The 14,994-nt window shown below is 67.9% G+C and carries 14 protein-coding genes; 1 reads left to right on the forward strand and 13 read right to left on the reverse strand.

Going from position 1 to position 14,994, the window contains the following annotated elements:
- Nucleotides 1-269 precede the first annotated feature (269 nt).
- The 9 genes from ITJ57_RS00385 to rpsF form a co-directional block, all read right to left on the reverse strand.
- Complete coding sequence (locus ITJ57_RS00385) at nt 270-1,757, reverse strand: DHA2 family efflux MFS transporter permease subunit (RefSeq protein WP_194668365.1); 1,488 nt, start codon at nt 1,755-1,757, stop codon at nt 270-272.
- Nucleotides 1,758-1,879: 122 nt separating this feature from the next.
- A complete protein-coding gene (locus ITJ57_RS00390) occupies nt 1,880-3,220 on the reverse strand; it encodes an NtaA/DmoA family FMN-dependent monooxygenase (RefSeq protein ID WP_194668366.1) in 1,341 nt (446 codons plus the stop codon).
- Nucleotides 3,221-3,241: 21 nt separating this feature from the next.
- Nucleotides 3,242-3,769, reverse strand: a complete 528-nt coding sequence (locus ITJ57_RS00395; protein WP_370582098.1) for a flavin reductase family protein — start codon at nt 3,767-3,769, stop codon at nt 3,242-3,244.
- Between the two features lie 132 nt (nt 3,770-3,901).
- Nucleotides 3,902-4,288, reverse strand: a complete 387-nt coding sequence (locus ITJ57_RS00400) for a MerR family transcriptional regulator (RefSeq protein WP_194668368.1) — start codon at nt 4,286-4,288, stop codon at nt 3,902-3,904.
- A gap of 477 nt (nt 4,289-4,765) precedes the next feature.
- Nucleotides 4,766-6,139, reverse strand: coding sequence for a replicative DNA helicase (gene dnaB, locus ITJ57_RS00405; RefSeq protein ID WP_369796480.1), 1,374 nt, complete (start codon nt 6,137-6,139; stop codon nt 4,766-4,768).
- A gap of 576 nt (nt 6,140-6,715) precedes the next feature.
- Nucleotides 6,716-7,168 (reverse strand): 50S ribosomal protein L9, encoded by a 453-nt coding sequence (gene rplI, locus ITJ57_RS00410; RefSeq protein WP_056010352.1) that lies wholly within the window; start codon nt 7,166-7,168, stop codon nt 6,716-6,718.
- A gap of 12 nt (nt 7,169-7,180) precedes the next feature.
- Complete coding sequence (rpsR, locus tag ITJ57_RS00415) at nt 7,181-7,444, reverse strand: 30S ribosomal protein S18 (RefSeq protein ID WP_056010351.1); 264 nt, start codon at nt 7,442-7,444, stop codon at nt 7,181-7,183.
- Nucleotides 7,445-7,509: 65 nt separating this feature from the next.
- Entirely contained in the window at nt 7,510-8,028 is a 519-nt protein-coding gene (locus ITJ57_RS00420; protein WP_056010349.1) for a single-stranded DNA-binding protein, read from the reverse strand.
- Nucleotides 8,029-8,033: 5 nt separating this feature from the next.
- Nucleotides 8,034-8,441, reverse strand: a complete 408-nt coding sequence (gene rpsF, locus ITJ57_RS00425; protein ID WP_228506624.1) for a 30S ribosomal protein S6 — start codon at nt 8,439-8,441, stop codon at nt 8,034-8,036.
- A 204-nt stretch (nt 8,442-8,645) separates the two neighbouring features.
- Between rpsF and ITJ57_RS00430 the strand changes: the two genes are divergently transcribed.
- Complete coding sequence (locus tag ITJ57_RS00430) at nt 8,646-9,989, forward strand: heparan-alpha-glucosaminide N-acetyltransferase domain-containing protein (protein WP_194668369.1); 1,344 nt, start codon at nt 8,646-8,648, stop codon at nt 9,987-9,989.
- Here the strand turns inward: ITJ57_RS00430 and ITJ57_RS00435 are convergent.
- From ITJ57_RS00435 to ITJ57_RS00450, 4 genes are all read right to left on the reverse strand, one after another.
- Nucleotides 9,986-10,213 carry a hypothetical protein gene (locus ITJ57_RS00435; RefSeq protein ID WP_194668370.1) on the reverse strand — a complete coding sequence of 76 codons (228 nt, stop codon included), beginning with the start codon at nt 10,211-10,213 and terminating at the stop codon, nt 9,986-9,988. The two genes, ITJ57_RS00430 and ITJ57_RS00435, sit on opposite strands and share 4 nt — an antisense overlap.
- An 83-nt stretch (nt 10,214-10,296) precedes the next feature.
- Nucleotides 10,297-12,015, reverse strand: a complete 1,719-nt coding sequence (locus tag ITJ57_RS00440) for a bifunctional 3'-5' exonuclease/DNA polymerase (RefSeq protein WP_194668371.1) — start codon at nt 12,013-12,015, stop codon at nt 10,297-10,299.
- Nucleotides 12,016-12,150: 135 nt separating this feature from the next.
- A complete protein-coding gene (locus ITJ57_RS00445; RefSeq protein ID WP_194668372.1) occupies nt 12,151-13,872 on the reverse strand; it encodes an ABC transporter ATP-binding protein in 1,722 nt (573 codons plus the stop codon).
- Nucleotides 13,869-14,993: an ABC transporter permease gene (locus ITJ57_RS00450; RefSeq protein ID WP_194668373.1), complete on the reverse strand. Its 1,125-nt coding sequence runs from the start codon at nt 14,991-14,993 to the stop codon at nt 13,869-13,871. Before ITJ57_RS00450 ends, ITJ57_RS00445 begins: the two co-directional genes overlap by 4 nt.
- Between the last annotated feature and the right edge of the window lies 1 nt (nt 14,994).

Raw genomic sequence — 14,994 nt, forward strand, 5'->3', positions numbered from 1 at the left:
AGTAGTTCGACGTGTCGACGACGATGGTCTCCGGTCCTGCCGAGGCGAGGAGCTCGGCGAGCTGCGGCTGGACGGAGTCCGCACCGAGGAGCTCGAGCGACGGTCCCCCGGACTCATCCCACTCGTGATGGCTGAGGTGGGGAGCCCGAGTCCCGACACCGCCTGACGGACTCCGCCGCGCCTCTGGCTCTGTGCGCCCTGCCTTACATCACCGAGTGACGTTAGCCGGGAGTGTGCAGCGGGCCGCCGCGATGGAGGCTGCGGGCTCCTCATTGAGCCGCGGCTTCCGCGGGTGCCTGTCGGCGCTTCACGAGGAAGAAGGTGCCGAGCACTGCGGCGAGGGCGACGAAGAACGCTGTGGTGAACGCAGCGTGACCTGCGTCAACGGTCTGCGCGACAGACAGGGAGCCGACGTGTGCTGCGTTCGCGCCGATCGTGTAGGCGGAGACGAGAATGGCACCACCGGCGGCTCCGGCGAGTTGCTGGGCTGTGGTGAATGCGGCGCTTCCGTAGGGGTAGAGCTCGGCGCGGAGCGACGACAGGGCGAGGGTGGTGATGGGAGCCCACATCATCGCTTGGGAGGCGGAGACGACAAGGTACGTCGCGAGGTAGATCCAGACGCTGTGGGTGTCGTTGAGTGTGCTGAGGAACCAGATGCTCGCGGCCCAGATGATGCCACCGGGGATGATGAGTGGCCGGGGGCCGAAACGGTCGTAGATCCGTCCGCCCACTGCGGAGACGATTGCGATCACCGCACCGCCGGGGACGAGGAACAGCCCGATCGAGAGGGTGTCCAGTCCGAGTGTTCCGGTGAGGACGAGTGGGAGGACGAGGCCGATGCCGAAGGCGTTCAGGCCGATGAACACCATGATCAGCAGCGGCACGACGAACGAGCTGGTTCGGAAGATCCGCATGTCGAGGAACGGGTCGCCGCCGCGGCGGCGGAGTGTGATCTGGCGGTAGGCGAAGGCGGCGACGCCGATGATGCCGATGACGATCGGGAGCGCTGGTGGGAGCAGTGCGTGGCCGGAGGCGGACTCTCCGATCGAAGCAAGCCCGAAGATGAGGGAGCCGAAGCCGAGCGCGGACAGAAGCAGCGAGAGAACGTCGAGCGTGGCCGGTTCCGGCGTCGTGATGTTCTTCAACTTGATGGCCCCCAGCACGAGTGCGATGGCGGCGAGAGGCAGGACGAGGATGAACAGCCAGCGCCACGGTAGGAACGACAGGACGAGTCCAGAGATTCCTGGGCCCAGGGCGGGAGCGAGCGCCGGCACTGCGGTGACGAGCGCCATGATGCTGCCTCGGCGCGATTCGGGGACCAGTCGCATCGCGGTGGTCATCAGCAGTGGCACGAAGACCGCGGTTCCCGCAGCCTGGATGATCCGGCCGGCGAGGAGGATGCCGAAGCCGGGAGCAACAGCGGCGATCGCGGTGCCGATGATGAAGAGCGTCAGGGCGGTGAGGAAGATCGTCCGCAGGTGGAAGCGTCGCATCACGTAGCCGGTGGCGGGGATCAGGACGGCCAGCGTCAACAGGTAGCCCGTTGTGAGCCACTGGCCGGTCGAGGGGGTGATGCCGAGGTCGGTGATCAGGGTTGGCAGTGCGACGCCCAGCAGCATCTCGTTGAGGAGGACGAGGAACGTCGAACCCATCAGGAGGCCGATGACGAGGGCGCTCCCCGGGGCGAGCCGCTCGATGCGGGATGGTTTGGTGGACGGCGGCGACGCCGCAGGTTCGGCCGAGGTCGTATTGGTCATGTGGTGTTCTCCAAGTGAAGGCAAAGGGTGAAGGCGCTGGTGAGGGCCGGTATCCGGTCGGCGGCGACGACATCTCGGCTGGAGAATCGTCGCCAGGATCGCGGCTCGTGCGGCGCGAGGGGTCAGGCCTGGTCTGAGGTTCCGGTGATGCGGGGATCGAGGCCGTACTGCGGCGGGGCACCGAGATGGTCGCGGAGCGTGGAGCCGTCGTAGTCGTCGTGGAAGAGGCCCCGTTGTTGGAGGATCGGAACGACCTGGTCGACGAAGGTGTCGATGCCGTCCTCGTACGTGTCGATGGAGACCCAGAACCCGTCGACGGCACCGGCCTCGAACCACTCCTGCATGTGATCCGCGGTGACGGAGGCAGGGCCAACAGGTGTCGGGTGGTAGTCGATGACGCCGTGGGCGAGGATCTCCCGGATCGTCCAGCCCTGCCTGGCGATCTCGAGCGCTCGGGGTGCGCGCGGATCGTAGGGATTGGCGCGGGCGACGTCGAGCTCGTCGTCGGTCAGCGGGTCGTCGATCCGGCGTGGGTCGAGACGCAAGCCGAGCATCTGCCCCAGATACGGAACACGCTGCGGGAACGTGTCCACCCCGAGCGCCAGTCGGCGATCGACGGCCTCCCGCACGGTCGGTGCGATCGCGGGCATGATCCCGGCGAAGAACTTGATCTCGTCGGGGTTGCGGCCCGCGTCCGAGGCGGCTCGACGCGCCGCTTCCCGCTGGGCACGTGCGTCATCGATGGAGAACGTCGACCCGATCACGCCAGACGCATAGCGCCCGGCGATCGTGAGGCCGTAGTCACCGCCGCCGGCTGAGAACAGCACGGGTTGTCCCTGCTCGGAGGGCGGGATCGGCAATGGCCCGCGAGAGGCGACGTACTGACCCTGCAGGTTCACGGGCCGGACCTTCGCCGGGTCAGCGAAGTGACCGGATGACGGATTCGCGATCCACGCGTCTTCTTCCCAGCTTCCCCACAGTGCTTGCACGATCTGGATCACCTCGTGGGCTCGCCCGTAGCGCTCTGGGCGTTCGGCGATCTGCTGCCCGAAGTTCGCAGCGGCGTTCGGGTCGCTGGTCGTGGCCGGGTTCCAACCGACGCGGCCGTGGCTCATGACGTCCAGGGCCTTGAACTGACGCGCCAGGTTGTACGGCTCGGTGAACGTCGTGGACCCGGTGGAGACCAGACCGATCCGTTCCGTGGCCCGGGCGACGGCCGCAAGGGTCAGGAGCGGATCGAGCGTCATCTGCGGCGCTTCACGGGTGAGATCGCTCGAGAGCGCAGGGGTGTCGGGGAGGAAGAGGAACTGGATCTTCCCGCGTTCGGCAGCCTGGGCGTAGCGCACCATGGCGTCGAAGTCGGTGTAGTTCCGTGGGTTGACGTTCGGCGCGCGCCACGACGTCACCTGAGCGCCGTATCCGTTGCCGAACTGCATACCCAGCAACATGTTGTGTGAAGACATCAGGGGTTCTCCGTTCGAGGGTCAGTGAGCGAGCTGGTGGATGGTGCTGTCGAAGAACACCAACGGGCGCGAGGCGGTGCCCCGGTCGAGTTGGCGGACGTCGAGTAGCGTGAGGACATGGTCGCCGGCGTCGACCTCGGCGTATCGGGTGCCAGTGAGCGTCGCGAGGCTGCCCTGCAGGAGCACCTGCCCGTCATCGCCGATGTCCAGGTCGATGTCATCGAAGCGCTCGTCAGCTGATCTGCGGAGACGCTGGAGGACTGGCTCCTGGCCCTCCTCGAGAATGCTGATGCCCCAGTGCGGGGCGCGGCGAAGTGCCGGCCAGGTGGTCGAGGTTCGAGCGAACGAAATGGAGACCAATGGCGGGTCCAGAGACACCGAGACCAGCGAGTTCGCGGGCATCCCGACAACCCGACCCTCGACGTGTGCTGCGACGACCGCGATTCCCGTCGGGAACCCGGCCATGGTCCGCCGCAACGCCTCCGGACTCGGCGCGGGTCGTCCTCCTGGAGCCTCCAGGGCCCAAGTCCGATTGTTCGTCAGTGTCATAGACACATCTTCGGACCTTCACATCTATGTGAAAGTCAAATCGGTGTTGCGTTGTTCGCCGAAGGCGGACCACAACGACTCACGAACGAGAGCGGTGAGCCCACACCGATCCCCCCTGTCGGCATCGACCCCTTAGGAAGCGAGCGAGCGAGGGTGCCCGTCGGCGACATCCATCGCCTCGAGGTAGCGAGTGAGCGCTTCATGGCTGTGCTGCAGGAACAGAATGCGTTCCGCCATCCGCTCATGCTCTCGAACAAGCACGGCCTTCAGCTCCGGATCAGGGTCGGTCACAACGATCTCCTGCGATTGATCCAAGCACGGCAGCATGTCCCCGATGATGCGGGTCGGGATCCCCGCATCGAGCAATCCGCGGATCTTCACCACCCGCTCGAGGAGGTACGAATCGTACTCGCGGTAGCCGTTGTCAAGACGGCGGGGTGCGATCAACCCCTGCTCCTCGTAGTAGCGCAGCAGGCGCGGAGCGACCCCGGTTCTCTTCGACAGTTCACTGATCTTCACGATATCCCTCCACTATGCCAGCCATGTGAAGCTTAGAACCATTGTGAAGGCGGCCGCCCAAGATCAATGAGTTGCAACAATAAAGGTCTGATCACGAGCGCAAAGGTCTCGCTCGCCGTCGGCGCACTCGTGGCCGCGGCGCTCACGCCAGTCCTCACCCGCCGCTTCCGGGCAGGCCATCTCCTCCTGGCCTGCCCGGCGGTCGAGTGCGGGGTGCTCGCCGTCATTCCACTGCTCGACGCGGGCTCCAGCGACGCCGAGCACGCATCAGCCTCGACGCCTCTGGCACCGCGCTCATCGGTCTCGGGGGGCGCTCGTCCTCACCCGTCGCAGCGCCTGATCGAGCGGTGTACGCACGCCCTGGCGGCCGATCGTTTCCCAGCAGGGTGCGGGTTGATTCCGTGGGACATGACATATTTGCCAAACGTCTGCCACCTATCCGCGGAATAGGTCATGTTCACCTGGAACCTACTCGCCCTACTGCCCCGGCGCCATGTCCGCGAAGCGGCTGAAGTGGCCGTGGAAGCCGACGGTGATCGTGCGGGTGGGGCCGTTACGGTGCTTGGCGATGATGAGGTCGGCCTCGCCGGCACGCGGGCTGTCCTTCTCGTAGGCGGATTCACGGTGCAGGAGCACGACCATGTCGGCGTCCTGCTCGATCGAGCCCGACTCGCGGAGGTCGGACAGCGCCGGCATCTTGTCGGCACGCTGCTCCGCACCACGGTTCAGCTGTGACAGCGCGATGACCGGGACCTGGAGCTCTTTCGCCATGAGCTTCAGCGCACGGGAGAACTCCGAGACCTCCTGCTGGCGGCTCTCGACACGCTTACCCGACGTGAGCAGCTGCAGGTAGTCGATGACGACCATCTTCAGCCCCACACGCTGCTTGAGCCGACGGCACTTCGCCCGGATCTCCACGAGCGTCATGTTCGGGCTGTCGTCGATGTAGAGCGGGGCGTCGTTGATGCGGCCACGAACCTGCGCGATCTTCGTCCAGTCCTGCGAATCGACCGTTCCCTTACGCATGAGCTGCAGCGGCACCGACGCCTCCGCACTCATGAGACGCATCGCGATCTCGCTGCGACCCATTTCGAGCGAGAAGAAGATCGACGGCTGGTTGTAGTGGACCGACGCCGCACGGGCGAAGTCGAGCGCGAGCGTCGACTTACCGATAGCGGGTCGAGCGGCGACGATGATGAGCTGACCCGGGTGCAGACCGTTCGTCAGTTCGTCGAGCTCACGGAAGCCCGTCGGCACACCGGTCATCGAACCGTCGGTGTGCTTCGCAGCCTCGATCTCGTCGATCGCCGCACTCACCGCGTCGGTCAGCGGGACGTAGTCCTCGACCTCCTGGTTGCCGGAGACGGCGTAGATCTCCGCCTGTGCGGAGTTCACGAGCTCGACGGCCTCACCCTCCGCCGCATAGCCCATCTGCACGATCCGGGTGCCGGCCTCGACCAGACGACGCAACAGCGCGCGCTCAGCGACGATGCGGGCGTAGTAGCCGGCGTTCGCCGCGGTCGGCACCAGGCTCGTGAGCGTGTGCAGGTAGTCGGCACCGCCGGCCCGCGACAGCTCGCCCGTCTTGACGAGCTCATCGGTGACGGTGATGACATCCGTCGGCTCACCGTGCGAGTACAGCGTCAGCAGCGCGTCGTAGATGACCTCGTGCTTGGGGATGTAGAAGTCCACACCGCGAAGCGTCTCGACCACATCGGCGACGGCGTCCTTCGACAGCAGCATGCCGCCGAGTGCGCTCTGCTCGGCCAGCAGATCGTGCGGAGGGACCCGCTCGTTGCTCCGCGGCTCATCATACGAACCGCCGCCTTCTGAGCGGTTGAGGTGAGCGATCGACAAGTGGACATCCCTTCTCGATGTGGACTCGGGTGCAGCGGGTGGTGACGATTCAGGTGTATCAGGGGCGGAGGACATTCGGGCCGCCGCGCGGCACTCGCGAGCCACGGGCGAGGGCTTCGAAGCCTGCTCGCCCGGCTGTTCCGAGACGCCGATGACCCACGATAGGGCCACTCGTCTCCACAACCAACTCTGCCTGTGGATAACTCTGTGGACAGATCGGGGGAAACGCCGCGTGTCGTGTGCACAAGCTGTGGGAAACCCTGTGGACAGAGAAGTATTTTTGTCGGACAAAACCAGCCTGACCAGGTGTTTCCGATTCCACAGGCTGTGTGTGGAAAGTTCTCTCGATCCTGTGTCGAACGTTGGGGAGAACGGGGGTCACCTGTGTACAACTTGCTTGACGCAGAGACCGAAAACGGTGTAGCGATCGGCCTCGAGACGGGCACCTCGCCCCCGTTCAGGGCACAGAAAAAGCGCGATGGTGGCAGACCTCTCGGTCCACCGCCATCGCGCTTCACGCGACGTGCATGAGATGCCCCGACCCGAGGGTCGGGGCACCGCACGGCGGTACTACTTGGCCGCGACCACCTGAAGGGTGATCGTGGCGACGATCTCGTCGCGGAGGCTGATGGTGGCCTCGTGCTCGCCGACGTACTTGATCGGGGTGTGGATCTCGATCTTGCGCTTGTCGACCTCGCCCAGCCCGGCTTCCGCCACGGCCTTCGCGATGTCGGCAGGCTTCACGGAACCGAACAGACGGCCTTCGCCACCCGTCTTGACCGTGAGCTTGACCTTGGTTGCCTGGAGGCGAGCCTTCAGGTCCTGGGCCTCTTCGATCGTGGCGTGCTCGCGCGCAGCGCGGGCCGACTTGATCTGCTCGACCTGCTTCTCGCCACCGCGGGTCCACGGGGTCGCGAAACCCTGGGGCACGAGGAAGTTGCGAGCGTAGCCGTTCTTGACGTCGACGACGTCACCAGCGGAGCCGAGGCCGGAGACCTCGTGCGTCAGAATCACTTTCGACATGTGCGGCGCCTCCTAGCGGCCAGAGCCGGCGTAGGGCAGGAGCGCCATCTCGCGCGCGTTCTTGACCGCGCGGGCGATGAGTCGCTGCTCCTGAACGTTGACACCGGTGATACGACGAGCACGGATCTTTCCCCGCTCGGAGATGAACTTGCGAAGCGTGGCGACATCCTTGTAATCGATGACACCAACGCGGATCGCCTTCGCGGGAGCGACGTTCTTGCCGCCCTTAGCACCGCGGGCAGGCTTGCGGCGGTCGCCGCTCGACTTTCCAGCCATGGTTGTTCCTTTGCGTGTAATGGAGTGATCGGCTGAGCCGGCAGAACCGGACCGATCGAATCTGTTTAGAAGGGGGTCTCGTCGCTGTAGCTACCCGGAGTGTTCCAGGCATCTGCACCGCCGTTGCCGCCGGAAGCTGCGGGTGCGCTCTGAGCCCAGGGCTCGTTCTGCTGCACCTGCGGAGCTCCGCCGCCGCGCTGTCCACCGCCGCCGCCACCCGAGGGTGCACGGCTGATGGTCGCGGTCGCGTACCGGAGCGAAGGGCCGATCTCGTCGACTTCGAGTTCCATCGAAGTCCGCTTCTCGCCTTCCTTCGTCTCGTAGGAACGCTGCTTGAGACGCCCGGTCGCGATGACACGGCTTCCCTTGGTGAGCGATCCGGCCACGTGCTCGGCGAATTCACGCCAGACGCTCGCGCGCAGGAACAGCGCTTCGCCGTCCTTCCATTCGTTCGCCGCACGATCGAAGTTGCGCGGCGTGGAAGCGATGGTGAAGTTGGCGACAGCCAGGCCGTTCTGCGTGAAACGCAGTTCCGGATCGCTGGTCAGGTTGCCCACCACGGTGATGACGGTCTCGCCGGCCATGAGCCCTAGGCTTCCTTGGTCTCAGCCGCAGCCGGAGCCGCGTCTGCCTTGGGAGCCGCGGCGACAGCGGCAGCGGGCTTGGCGGCAGCCTTGCGGGCGGCCTTCTCTTCGCTGCGCTTCGTCTCGGTGGCGACCTGAGCGATGGCCTCTTCGGCACGCAGCACCTTGGTGCGCATGACGGCCTCGGAGAGCTTCAGCTGACGGTCGAGCTCCTGCGTGGCAGTGCTCGATGCAGTGAAGTCCACGACGGCGTAGATGCCTTCGGTCTTCTTGTTGATCTCGTAAGCGAGACGACGACGGCCCCAGATGTCGACCTTGTCGATGGTTCCACCATCGTTGCGGATGACGTTGAGGAACTTGTCGAGGCTCGGTGCAACCGTGCGCTCGTCAATCTCGGGGTCGAGGATGACCATGAGTTCGTACTGATGCGTCACTAACCCACCTCCTTCGGACTCGAACGGCCACAGACTTTCTGTGGCAGGAGGGTGTAAGCATCGTTGCTACCGGCCGAGAACAGAGCGGACGCGCCCGGGCAACCTTCATAGTGTACCGGACGGGGACTGCGACCGCCACCGCGGGCCTGTCGCGCGGGCCGTGCACGTGGGATGCTGGTCCGGATGAGCACGCCAGCCAGCCGATCCCGAGCCGACCGACTCGTCGGCCTCGACCTCGCCCGCTTCCTCGCCCTCATCGGCATGATGGCCACGCACGTCTGGGCGTACGACATCTCGACCGGCGGCGACACCCCGATCACGCAGCTGCTGTCGGGCAAGGCCGCCGCCCTGTTCGCCGTCCTCGCCGGCATCGGCATCGTGCTCACCAGTCGGCGTGACCTCGCCGCCGGCTCCCCCGCCGCCGCGCGGCTCAACCTCTTCGGGCGCGGCTTCACCCTCCTCGTCCTCGGCCTCACCCTCGGTGTCATCCCCGGTGGCATTTACGTGATCATCGCCTACTACGGCGTCACGTTCTGGTTGGCGATCCCGGCCGTCACCTGGCGGCCGCGCACCCTGCTCATCGTCGCCGGGATCTGGGCGATCGTCTGGCCGATCTGTTCCCAGGCGCTCCGCATGCCGCTCGACGGGGTGGACTCACCGGAGATCGGGAGCGCGTCCTGGTTCGATGTCGCGACCGGAGGATTCGCCCGCGGGCTCCTCATCACCGGCGTGTACCCGGCGCTCACGTGGATCGTCTACGTCCTCGTCGGGATGGCGATCGGTCGGATGCTCATGGATGCACGAGCCGGTGGGACGCTCCGCCGCTTCGCCCTGCTGCTCGCCGCAATCGGGCTCGGGGTCGCGATTGCGGCCGACCGGATCGCCGCCCTCCTCCTCGGCCCGCTGGGCGGCGTCCAGGGCATCGCCCGCGGCATGACCGGCGGTCTCGACCCCGACCCGACGACGATCACCGCCGTCGAGGACGCCCTCACGGAGGGGATGTACGGCACGAGTCCGGCGGACTCGTTCTGGTGGCTCGTCGCCCGCTCACCGCACTCCGGCACCACGCTCGACCTCGTCTTCACGATCGGCATCGCCGCGGTCGTCATCGGCCTGTGCCTGGCCCTCGGCACCGTCTTGAACCGCGGCTGGTCGCGCGTGCTCATGCCTGCGACCGGGGCCGGCGCAGCGCCGCTCACCGTCTACTCGGCGCACGTCTTCATGGCGTCGGTCGGCGCGCTCATCGCGGCGATCGGCCTCGGCATCACGGAGGACAAGATCTGGCTGATCTCGAGCCCCCAGCTCTGGGCCCTCCACGTCGCCGGTGCCCTATTGCTCGGCTGGATCATCGCGCTGACCCGTCGCCGCGGCCCGCTGGAGACGCTCGTGCACGCGTCGGGGAGGGCGCTCGCTCGGCTCGGTGCCGGGTCGGTCGCCGCGCCTGCGCAGGCGCAGGTCCAGGCGTCGGTCCAGCCTCCGCCGACGTCGCCGGAGCGACCGACGCTTCCGCGGCACCCGGACCGCTAGGGCGCGAGGAAGGCGGCAGCCAGCACGGCCGCCACCCCGCCGATGCAGACCGTCCCGAAGGCGACGGCTCCGACGAAGATCCCCGTGACGACCACCCAGCCGGCGACGCACCCGGCGACCGCGCCGCCCGTCTCCAGGACGTTCGCGATCGGCCGGTCCCGCGACTCCACGGTGTCGTCGGGGGTGGTGGATTGCGGGCTGAGGGAGACGTGTTCGACCGTCATGGTGCATCCTTCCGACAGGGTGATGCACACCAGTCCATTACTCGGACCGTTTCGCCAGCGTCAACCGCGAACGGGACGGCCGGTTACTTGGCGTCTGCGTAGGAGGTGACGACGGCCGTGGTGACCGGGAACTCGACGGGTGCCGCCCCGAAGATGAGGCGACCGGCCTCGGCCGCGGCTTCGCGCACGAGGGCGACCACGCGCTCGGTCTGCCCCTCGGGGCAGTGGACGACGATCTCGTCGTGGAGGAAGAAGACGAGGTGCGCCGATCCGGTGAGCGCCGCGTTCGCGCCCCCGGTCTCTGCGGCGAGCGCCTGCAGCCGCGTGCGGAGGCCGGCCATCCAGCACAGGGCCCATTCGGCGGCGGTGCCCTGCACGACGAAGTTGCGGGTGAAGCGCCCCCAGCTGCGCGCCTCCATGCGGGCGCGCTGGGTCGCCGCGGCGTTGGCGCCCTCCATCGATGCGGCCGACTGGATCTCGCGCCAGGTCTCGCCGGGCAGCGGTGAGGTGCGTCCGAGTCGGGTGCTGACCCGTTCCCCGCGTTCACCGGCTCTGGCAGCCGTCTCGACGAACTCGATCGCCCGCGGGAACGCCCGCGTGAGCCGGGGCAACAGGCGCCCGCTCTCCCCCGTCGTCGCGCCGTACATGGCTCCGAGCATGGCGATCTTGGCGTGGGGCCTGGTGTCGACCGCGCCGACGTCGACCATGCCCTGGTAGAGGTCGACTCCGCGGCCCGCGTCGGCCATCGCGCGGTCGCCGGACATCGCGGTCAGGATACGTGGCTCGAGCTGTGCGGCGTCGGCGACGACGAACCGCCACCCCTCGTCCGCGAGAACCGCGCCACGAACCTGGTGCGGGAGCTGCAGGGCTCCGCCGCCGTCCGAGGCCCACCGGCCGGTGACGACCCCACCGGGAACGTACGTGGGGCGGAACCGGCCGTCCTTCACCCAGGTCTCGACCCAGGTCCAGCCGTTGGCCGTGAGCAGGCGCGACAGCTTCTTGTAGCGGAGCAACGGCTCGATGACGGGGTGCTCGATCTCCTGCAGCTCCCACTGGCGGGTGGAGGTGGCCTGGATGCCGGCCCGTTGGAGGGCCTTGAGGAGTTCGCCGGGCGACTCGGGGCTGAGCTCCTGCACCCCGAGAGCGGCCTTCACCTCGTCGAGGACCTCGACCAGCTTGGCCGGGCGGACGCCTGGCGGCACCTTCGGGCCGAGGGCGTCGGCGAGGATGCGGTCGTGCACCTCCGCGTTCCACGGCAGGCCGGCGAAGGTCATCTCGGACGCGATGAGCGCCCCGGCGGACTCGGCGGCCAGGAGCAGCCCGAGCTGCGAGCGCCCCTGCGGCGTCGCCCCGTCGACCGCGGCTCGCTGCAGGGCGAACTCGGCGACGGTGTCGCGTTCGCCACCAGGGAGGTCGAGGTCGAAGAGCGTGCCGACCGCCTCCGCGCGCTGGGCGACACGCGGGTCGAGGACCTCGTCCCAGGGGCCGGGCGGTGCGGTGGCGAGTGCGGAGTCAGCGGTGAAGGCGGCGTTGCGGAGGATGTTGTGGCAGAGCCGGAGATCGACGCAGCGCGAGACGCGGACACCCGCGGCGAGGAGCGCCGGGTACCAGAGCGAGGTGTCGTCCCAGACCCAACGCGGCGGATTCGGGTCGGCCTCGAGGCGTCGGACCAGCGCGGGGAGTTCGGCGCGCGCGATGGTGGCCTCGGGCGCGGGACTCGACTCGCCGGGCGATGCCGGGCGGTCCTCGAGGTGCACGACGCGCACGCGGGCGCCGTCGAGCTGCTGGAGGACGATGTGCACCACCCCAGTCTGCCGTCACCCGCCGACCCCGCAGGACGCCCCTCCTCGCTCCATGCACGAGACCCGACCGGAGAAACGCCTGAGGGCAGGACCGAACACGACGTTCGACCCTGCCCTCGTGCAGATCTCCTGCTCTCAGGCGCGGAGGCGGCGGAGCTCCTCGCGACGGACGGCCTGCTCGGCCGGATCCGGCACGGGCAACGACGCGAGCAGGCGGCGCGTGTACACGTCGCTCGGCGCACCGAGCACCGCAGAACCGGGACCCTCCTCCACGATGTCGCCGCGGTACAGCACGACGATGCGGTCGGCGAGGATGTCGACCACCGCGAGGTCGTGGCTGATGAACAGCGAGGCGAACCCGAACTCGCGCTGCAACTCGGCGAAGAGCTCCAGCACGCGCGCCTGGACCGAGACGTCGAGCGCCGAGGTCGGTTCGTCCGCCACGAGCAGGGCCGGCTCGAGCGCGAGCGCCCGGGCGAGGGACGCACGCTGGCGCTGTCCGCCGGAGAGTTCGTGCGGGAAGCGATCCCCGAACGCCTTCGGCAGCTGGACCGCCTCGAGCAGCTCGTCCACCCGGCGGCGAGCCGCCCGCGCATCACCGAAGCGACCGTGGACGACGAGCGGTTCGGCGACGCACTCCGCGATCGTGAGCAGCGGGTTGAAGCTCGTGGCCGGGTCCTGGAACACGAACCCGATCTCGCGCCGCTTCGGCGCGAACTCGCGCTCCTTCACCCGGTTCATCTCCACACCCAGCACCGACAGCGAGCCGCCGGTGACCTTCGTGAGCCCGGCGATCGCGCGGCCGATCGTGGTCTTGCCCGAACCGGACTCGCCCACGAGCCCGAGGACCTCACCGGCGTGGATCGTGAAGTCCACACCCTTCACCGCGCGGAAACCGGCACGACCGAAGCGCCCGGGGTACTCGATCTCGAGTCCCTTCGCGACGACCACCGGCTCGCCGAGCTGCAGCTGCTTGCCGCGCTCGACCTCGGCCGGCGCGGAACTCTTGCCGCGGCCCACGTGCGGCACGGAGGACAGCAGCTTCTTCGTGTACTCGGCCTTCGGTGAGGAGAACAGCTCCTGCACGGGAGCCTCCTCGACGATGTCGCCCTGGTACATGACCACGACGCGGTCGGCGAGATCGGCGACGACGCCCATGTTGTGCGTGATGAGGACGATGGCCGTCCCGAACTCGTCGCGGCACCGACGCAGCAGGTCGAGGATCTCCGCCTGCACGGTGACGTCGAGGGCCGTCGTCGGCTCGTCGGCGACGATGAGGCCCGGGTCGAGCACGAGCGCCATCGCGATGACGATGCGCTGCTTCTGCCCACCGGAGAACTGGTGCGGGAAGTAGTCGACCCGCTCCTCGGGCTCCGGGATGCCGACACGTCGCAGGATGTCGATCGCCTTCGCCCGCGCCTCGGCCTTCGTGTACGTCCCGTGCGCTCTGAGGCCCTCGGCGATCTGCCATCCCACCTTGTAGACGGGGTTGAGCGCCGTCGACGGCTCCTGGAACACCATCGCCGCGTCACTGCCGCGGATCGACCGCAGCTGCTCGGCCGACGCCGTGACGACGTCCTGCTCCGTCGAACCGTCGCGCGAACGCAGCACGACCGCGCCGGACGCCGTCGCCGTCTCGGGGAGGAGACCGAGGATGGTCTTCGCCGTGACGGTCTTGCCCGACCCGGACTCGCCCACGATCGCGACGATCTCGCGCGGTGCGACCGACAGGGAGATGTCGTTGATCGCCTTCACCGCGCCGGCGTCGGTCGAGAACGAGACGCCGAGGTCGCGGATGCTGACGATGTCCCTGGTACCGAGGTCGCGTGGACCGGTGGTCGGCTTCGACAGGCTCATGAGCGCTCGTCCTCTCGTCGGTTCTCCAGATCGCTGTCGGCCGCGGCGTCGCTCACGGCACCCAGCGACTCGGCGTCCATCATCCCGGCGCCACCGGGGCTGTCCGGCGTGCCACCGGTGGTGGTGATGCTCGAGGTCGCGGCCACGGAGCCGCTCGACGCACCGACGCGACGACGGCTGCGCAGACGCGGGTCGGAGAGGTCGTTGAGGCTCTCACCGACGAGCGTGATGCCGAGCACGACGAGCACGATCGCGAGACCGGGGAACAGCGCGGTCCACCAGATGCCGCTCGTGACGTCGGAGACGGACCGGTTCAGGTCGTACCCCCACTCGGCCGCGGCGGTCGGCTCGATGCCGAAGCCGAGGAAGCCCAGGCCGGCGAGCGTGAGGATCGCCTCAGAGGCGTTCAGCGTGATGATGAGCGGCAGGGTCCTCGTCGCGTTCCGCAGCACGTGGCGGAACATGATGCGCGAGCTGGACGCACCGATCACCTTCGCCGACTCGACGAACGCCTCGCTCTTGATGCGGACGACCTCGGAGCGGATCACTCGGAAGTACTGCGGGATGAACACCACGGTGATCGAGATCGCGGCGGCGAGGATGCCGCCCCACAGGCTGGACTGGCCACGGCTGATCACGATCGACATGACGATGGCGAGCAGCAGCGACGGGAACGCGTAGACGGCGTCGCACACGACAACGAGCACGCGGTCGAGCCAGCCGCCGAAGTATCCGGCGACGAGCCCGAGCAGGACGCCGATGAAGATCGACAGGATGATCGCGGACACGATGACGAAGAGCGCGGTCTGGGCGCCCCAGAGCACCCGGGACAGGACGTCGTAGCCACCGACGGTCGTGCCGAGCAGGTTGGTCGCGTTCGGTGCCTGCTGTGTGCCGAAGGACCCGTCGTCGCCGCGCAACTGGTTGTACCGGTAGGGCGCGACGAGCGGCGCGAGGATCGCGATGAGCACGAAGACGCCGGTGACGACGAGACCGATGACGAGCATCGCCCGCTGCAGCCCCACCGACTGGCGGAACTGCTTGACGACGGGCAGGCGGTCGCGCAGCGGACGCTTCGCAGGCGCGGTGTGCGCGGCGGTGGTGGCTGTCGGAGCACTCATG

Origin of the sequence: Plantibacter sp. VKM Ac-2880 (assembly GCF_015351235.1) — a bacterium.
GTDB lineage: Bacteria > Actinomycetota > Actinomycetes > Actinomycetales > Microbacteriaceae > Plantibacter.

Bases quoted from the DNA above. Each gene is read 5' to 3' on its own strand.
- ITJ57_RS00385 (WP_194668365.1), bottom strand. From the start codon at position 1,757: ATGACCAATACGACCTCGGCCGAACCTGCGGCGTCGCCGCCGTCCACC.
- ITJ57_RS00390 (WP_194668366.1), bottom strand. From the start codon at position 3,220: ATGTCTTCACACAACATGTTGCTGGGTATGCAGTTCGGCAACGGATAC.
- ITJ57_RS00395 (WP_370582098.1), bottom strand. From the start codon at position 3,769: ATGACACTGACGAACAATCGGACTTGGGCCCTGGAGGCTCCAGGAGGA.
- rplI (WP_056010352.1), bottom strand. From the start codon at position 7,168: ATGTCGAAAGTGATTCTGACGCACGAGGTCTCCGGCCTCGGCTCCGCT.
- rpsR (WP_056010351.1), bottom strand. From the start codon at position 7,444: ATGGCTGGAAAGTCGAGCGGCGACCGCCGCAAGCCTGCCCGCGGTGCT.
- ITJ57_RS00420 (WP_056010349.1), bottom strand. From the start codon at position 8,028: ATGGCCGGCGAGACCGTCATCACCGTGGTGGGCAACCTGACCAGCGAT.
- rpsF (WP_228506624.1), bottom strand. From the start codon at position 8,441: ATGGTCATCCTCGACCCCGAGATTGACGAGCGCACGGTTGCACCGAGC.
- ITJ57_RS00430 (WP_194668369.1), top strand. From the start codon at position 8,646: ATGAGCACGCCAGCCAGCCGATCCCGAGCCGACCGACTCGTCGGCCTC.
- ITJ57_RS00435 (WP_194668370.1), bottom strand. From the start codon at position 10,213: ATGACGGTCGAACACGTCTCCCTCAGCCCGCAATCCACCACCCCCGAC.
- ITJ57_RS00445 (WP_194668372.1), bottom strand. From the start codon at position 13,872: ATGAGCCTGTCGAAGCCGACCACCGGTCCACGCGACCTCGGTACCAGG.
- ITJ57_RS00450 (WP_194668373.1), bottom strand. From the start codon at position 14,993: ATGAGTGCTCCGACAGCCACCACCGCCGCGCACACCGCGCCTGCGAAG.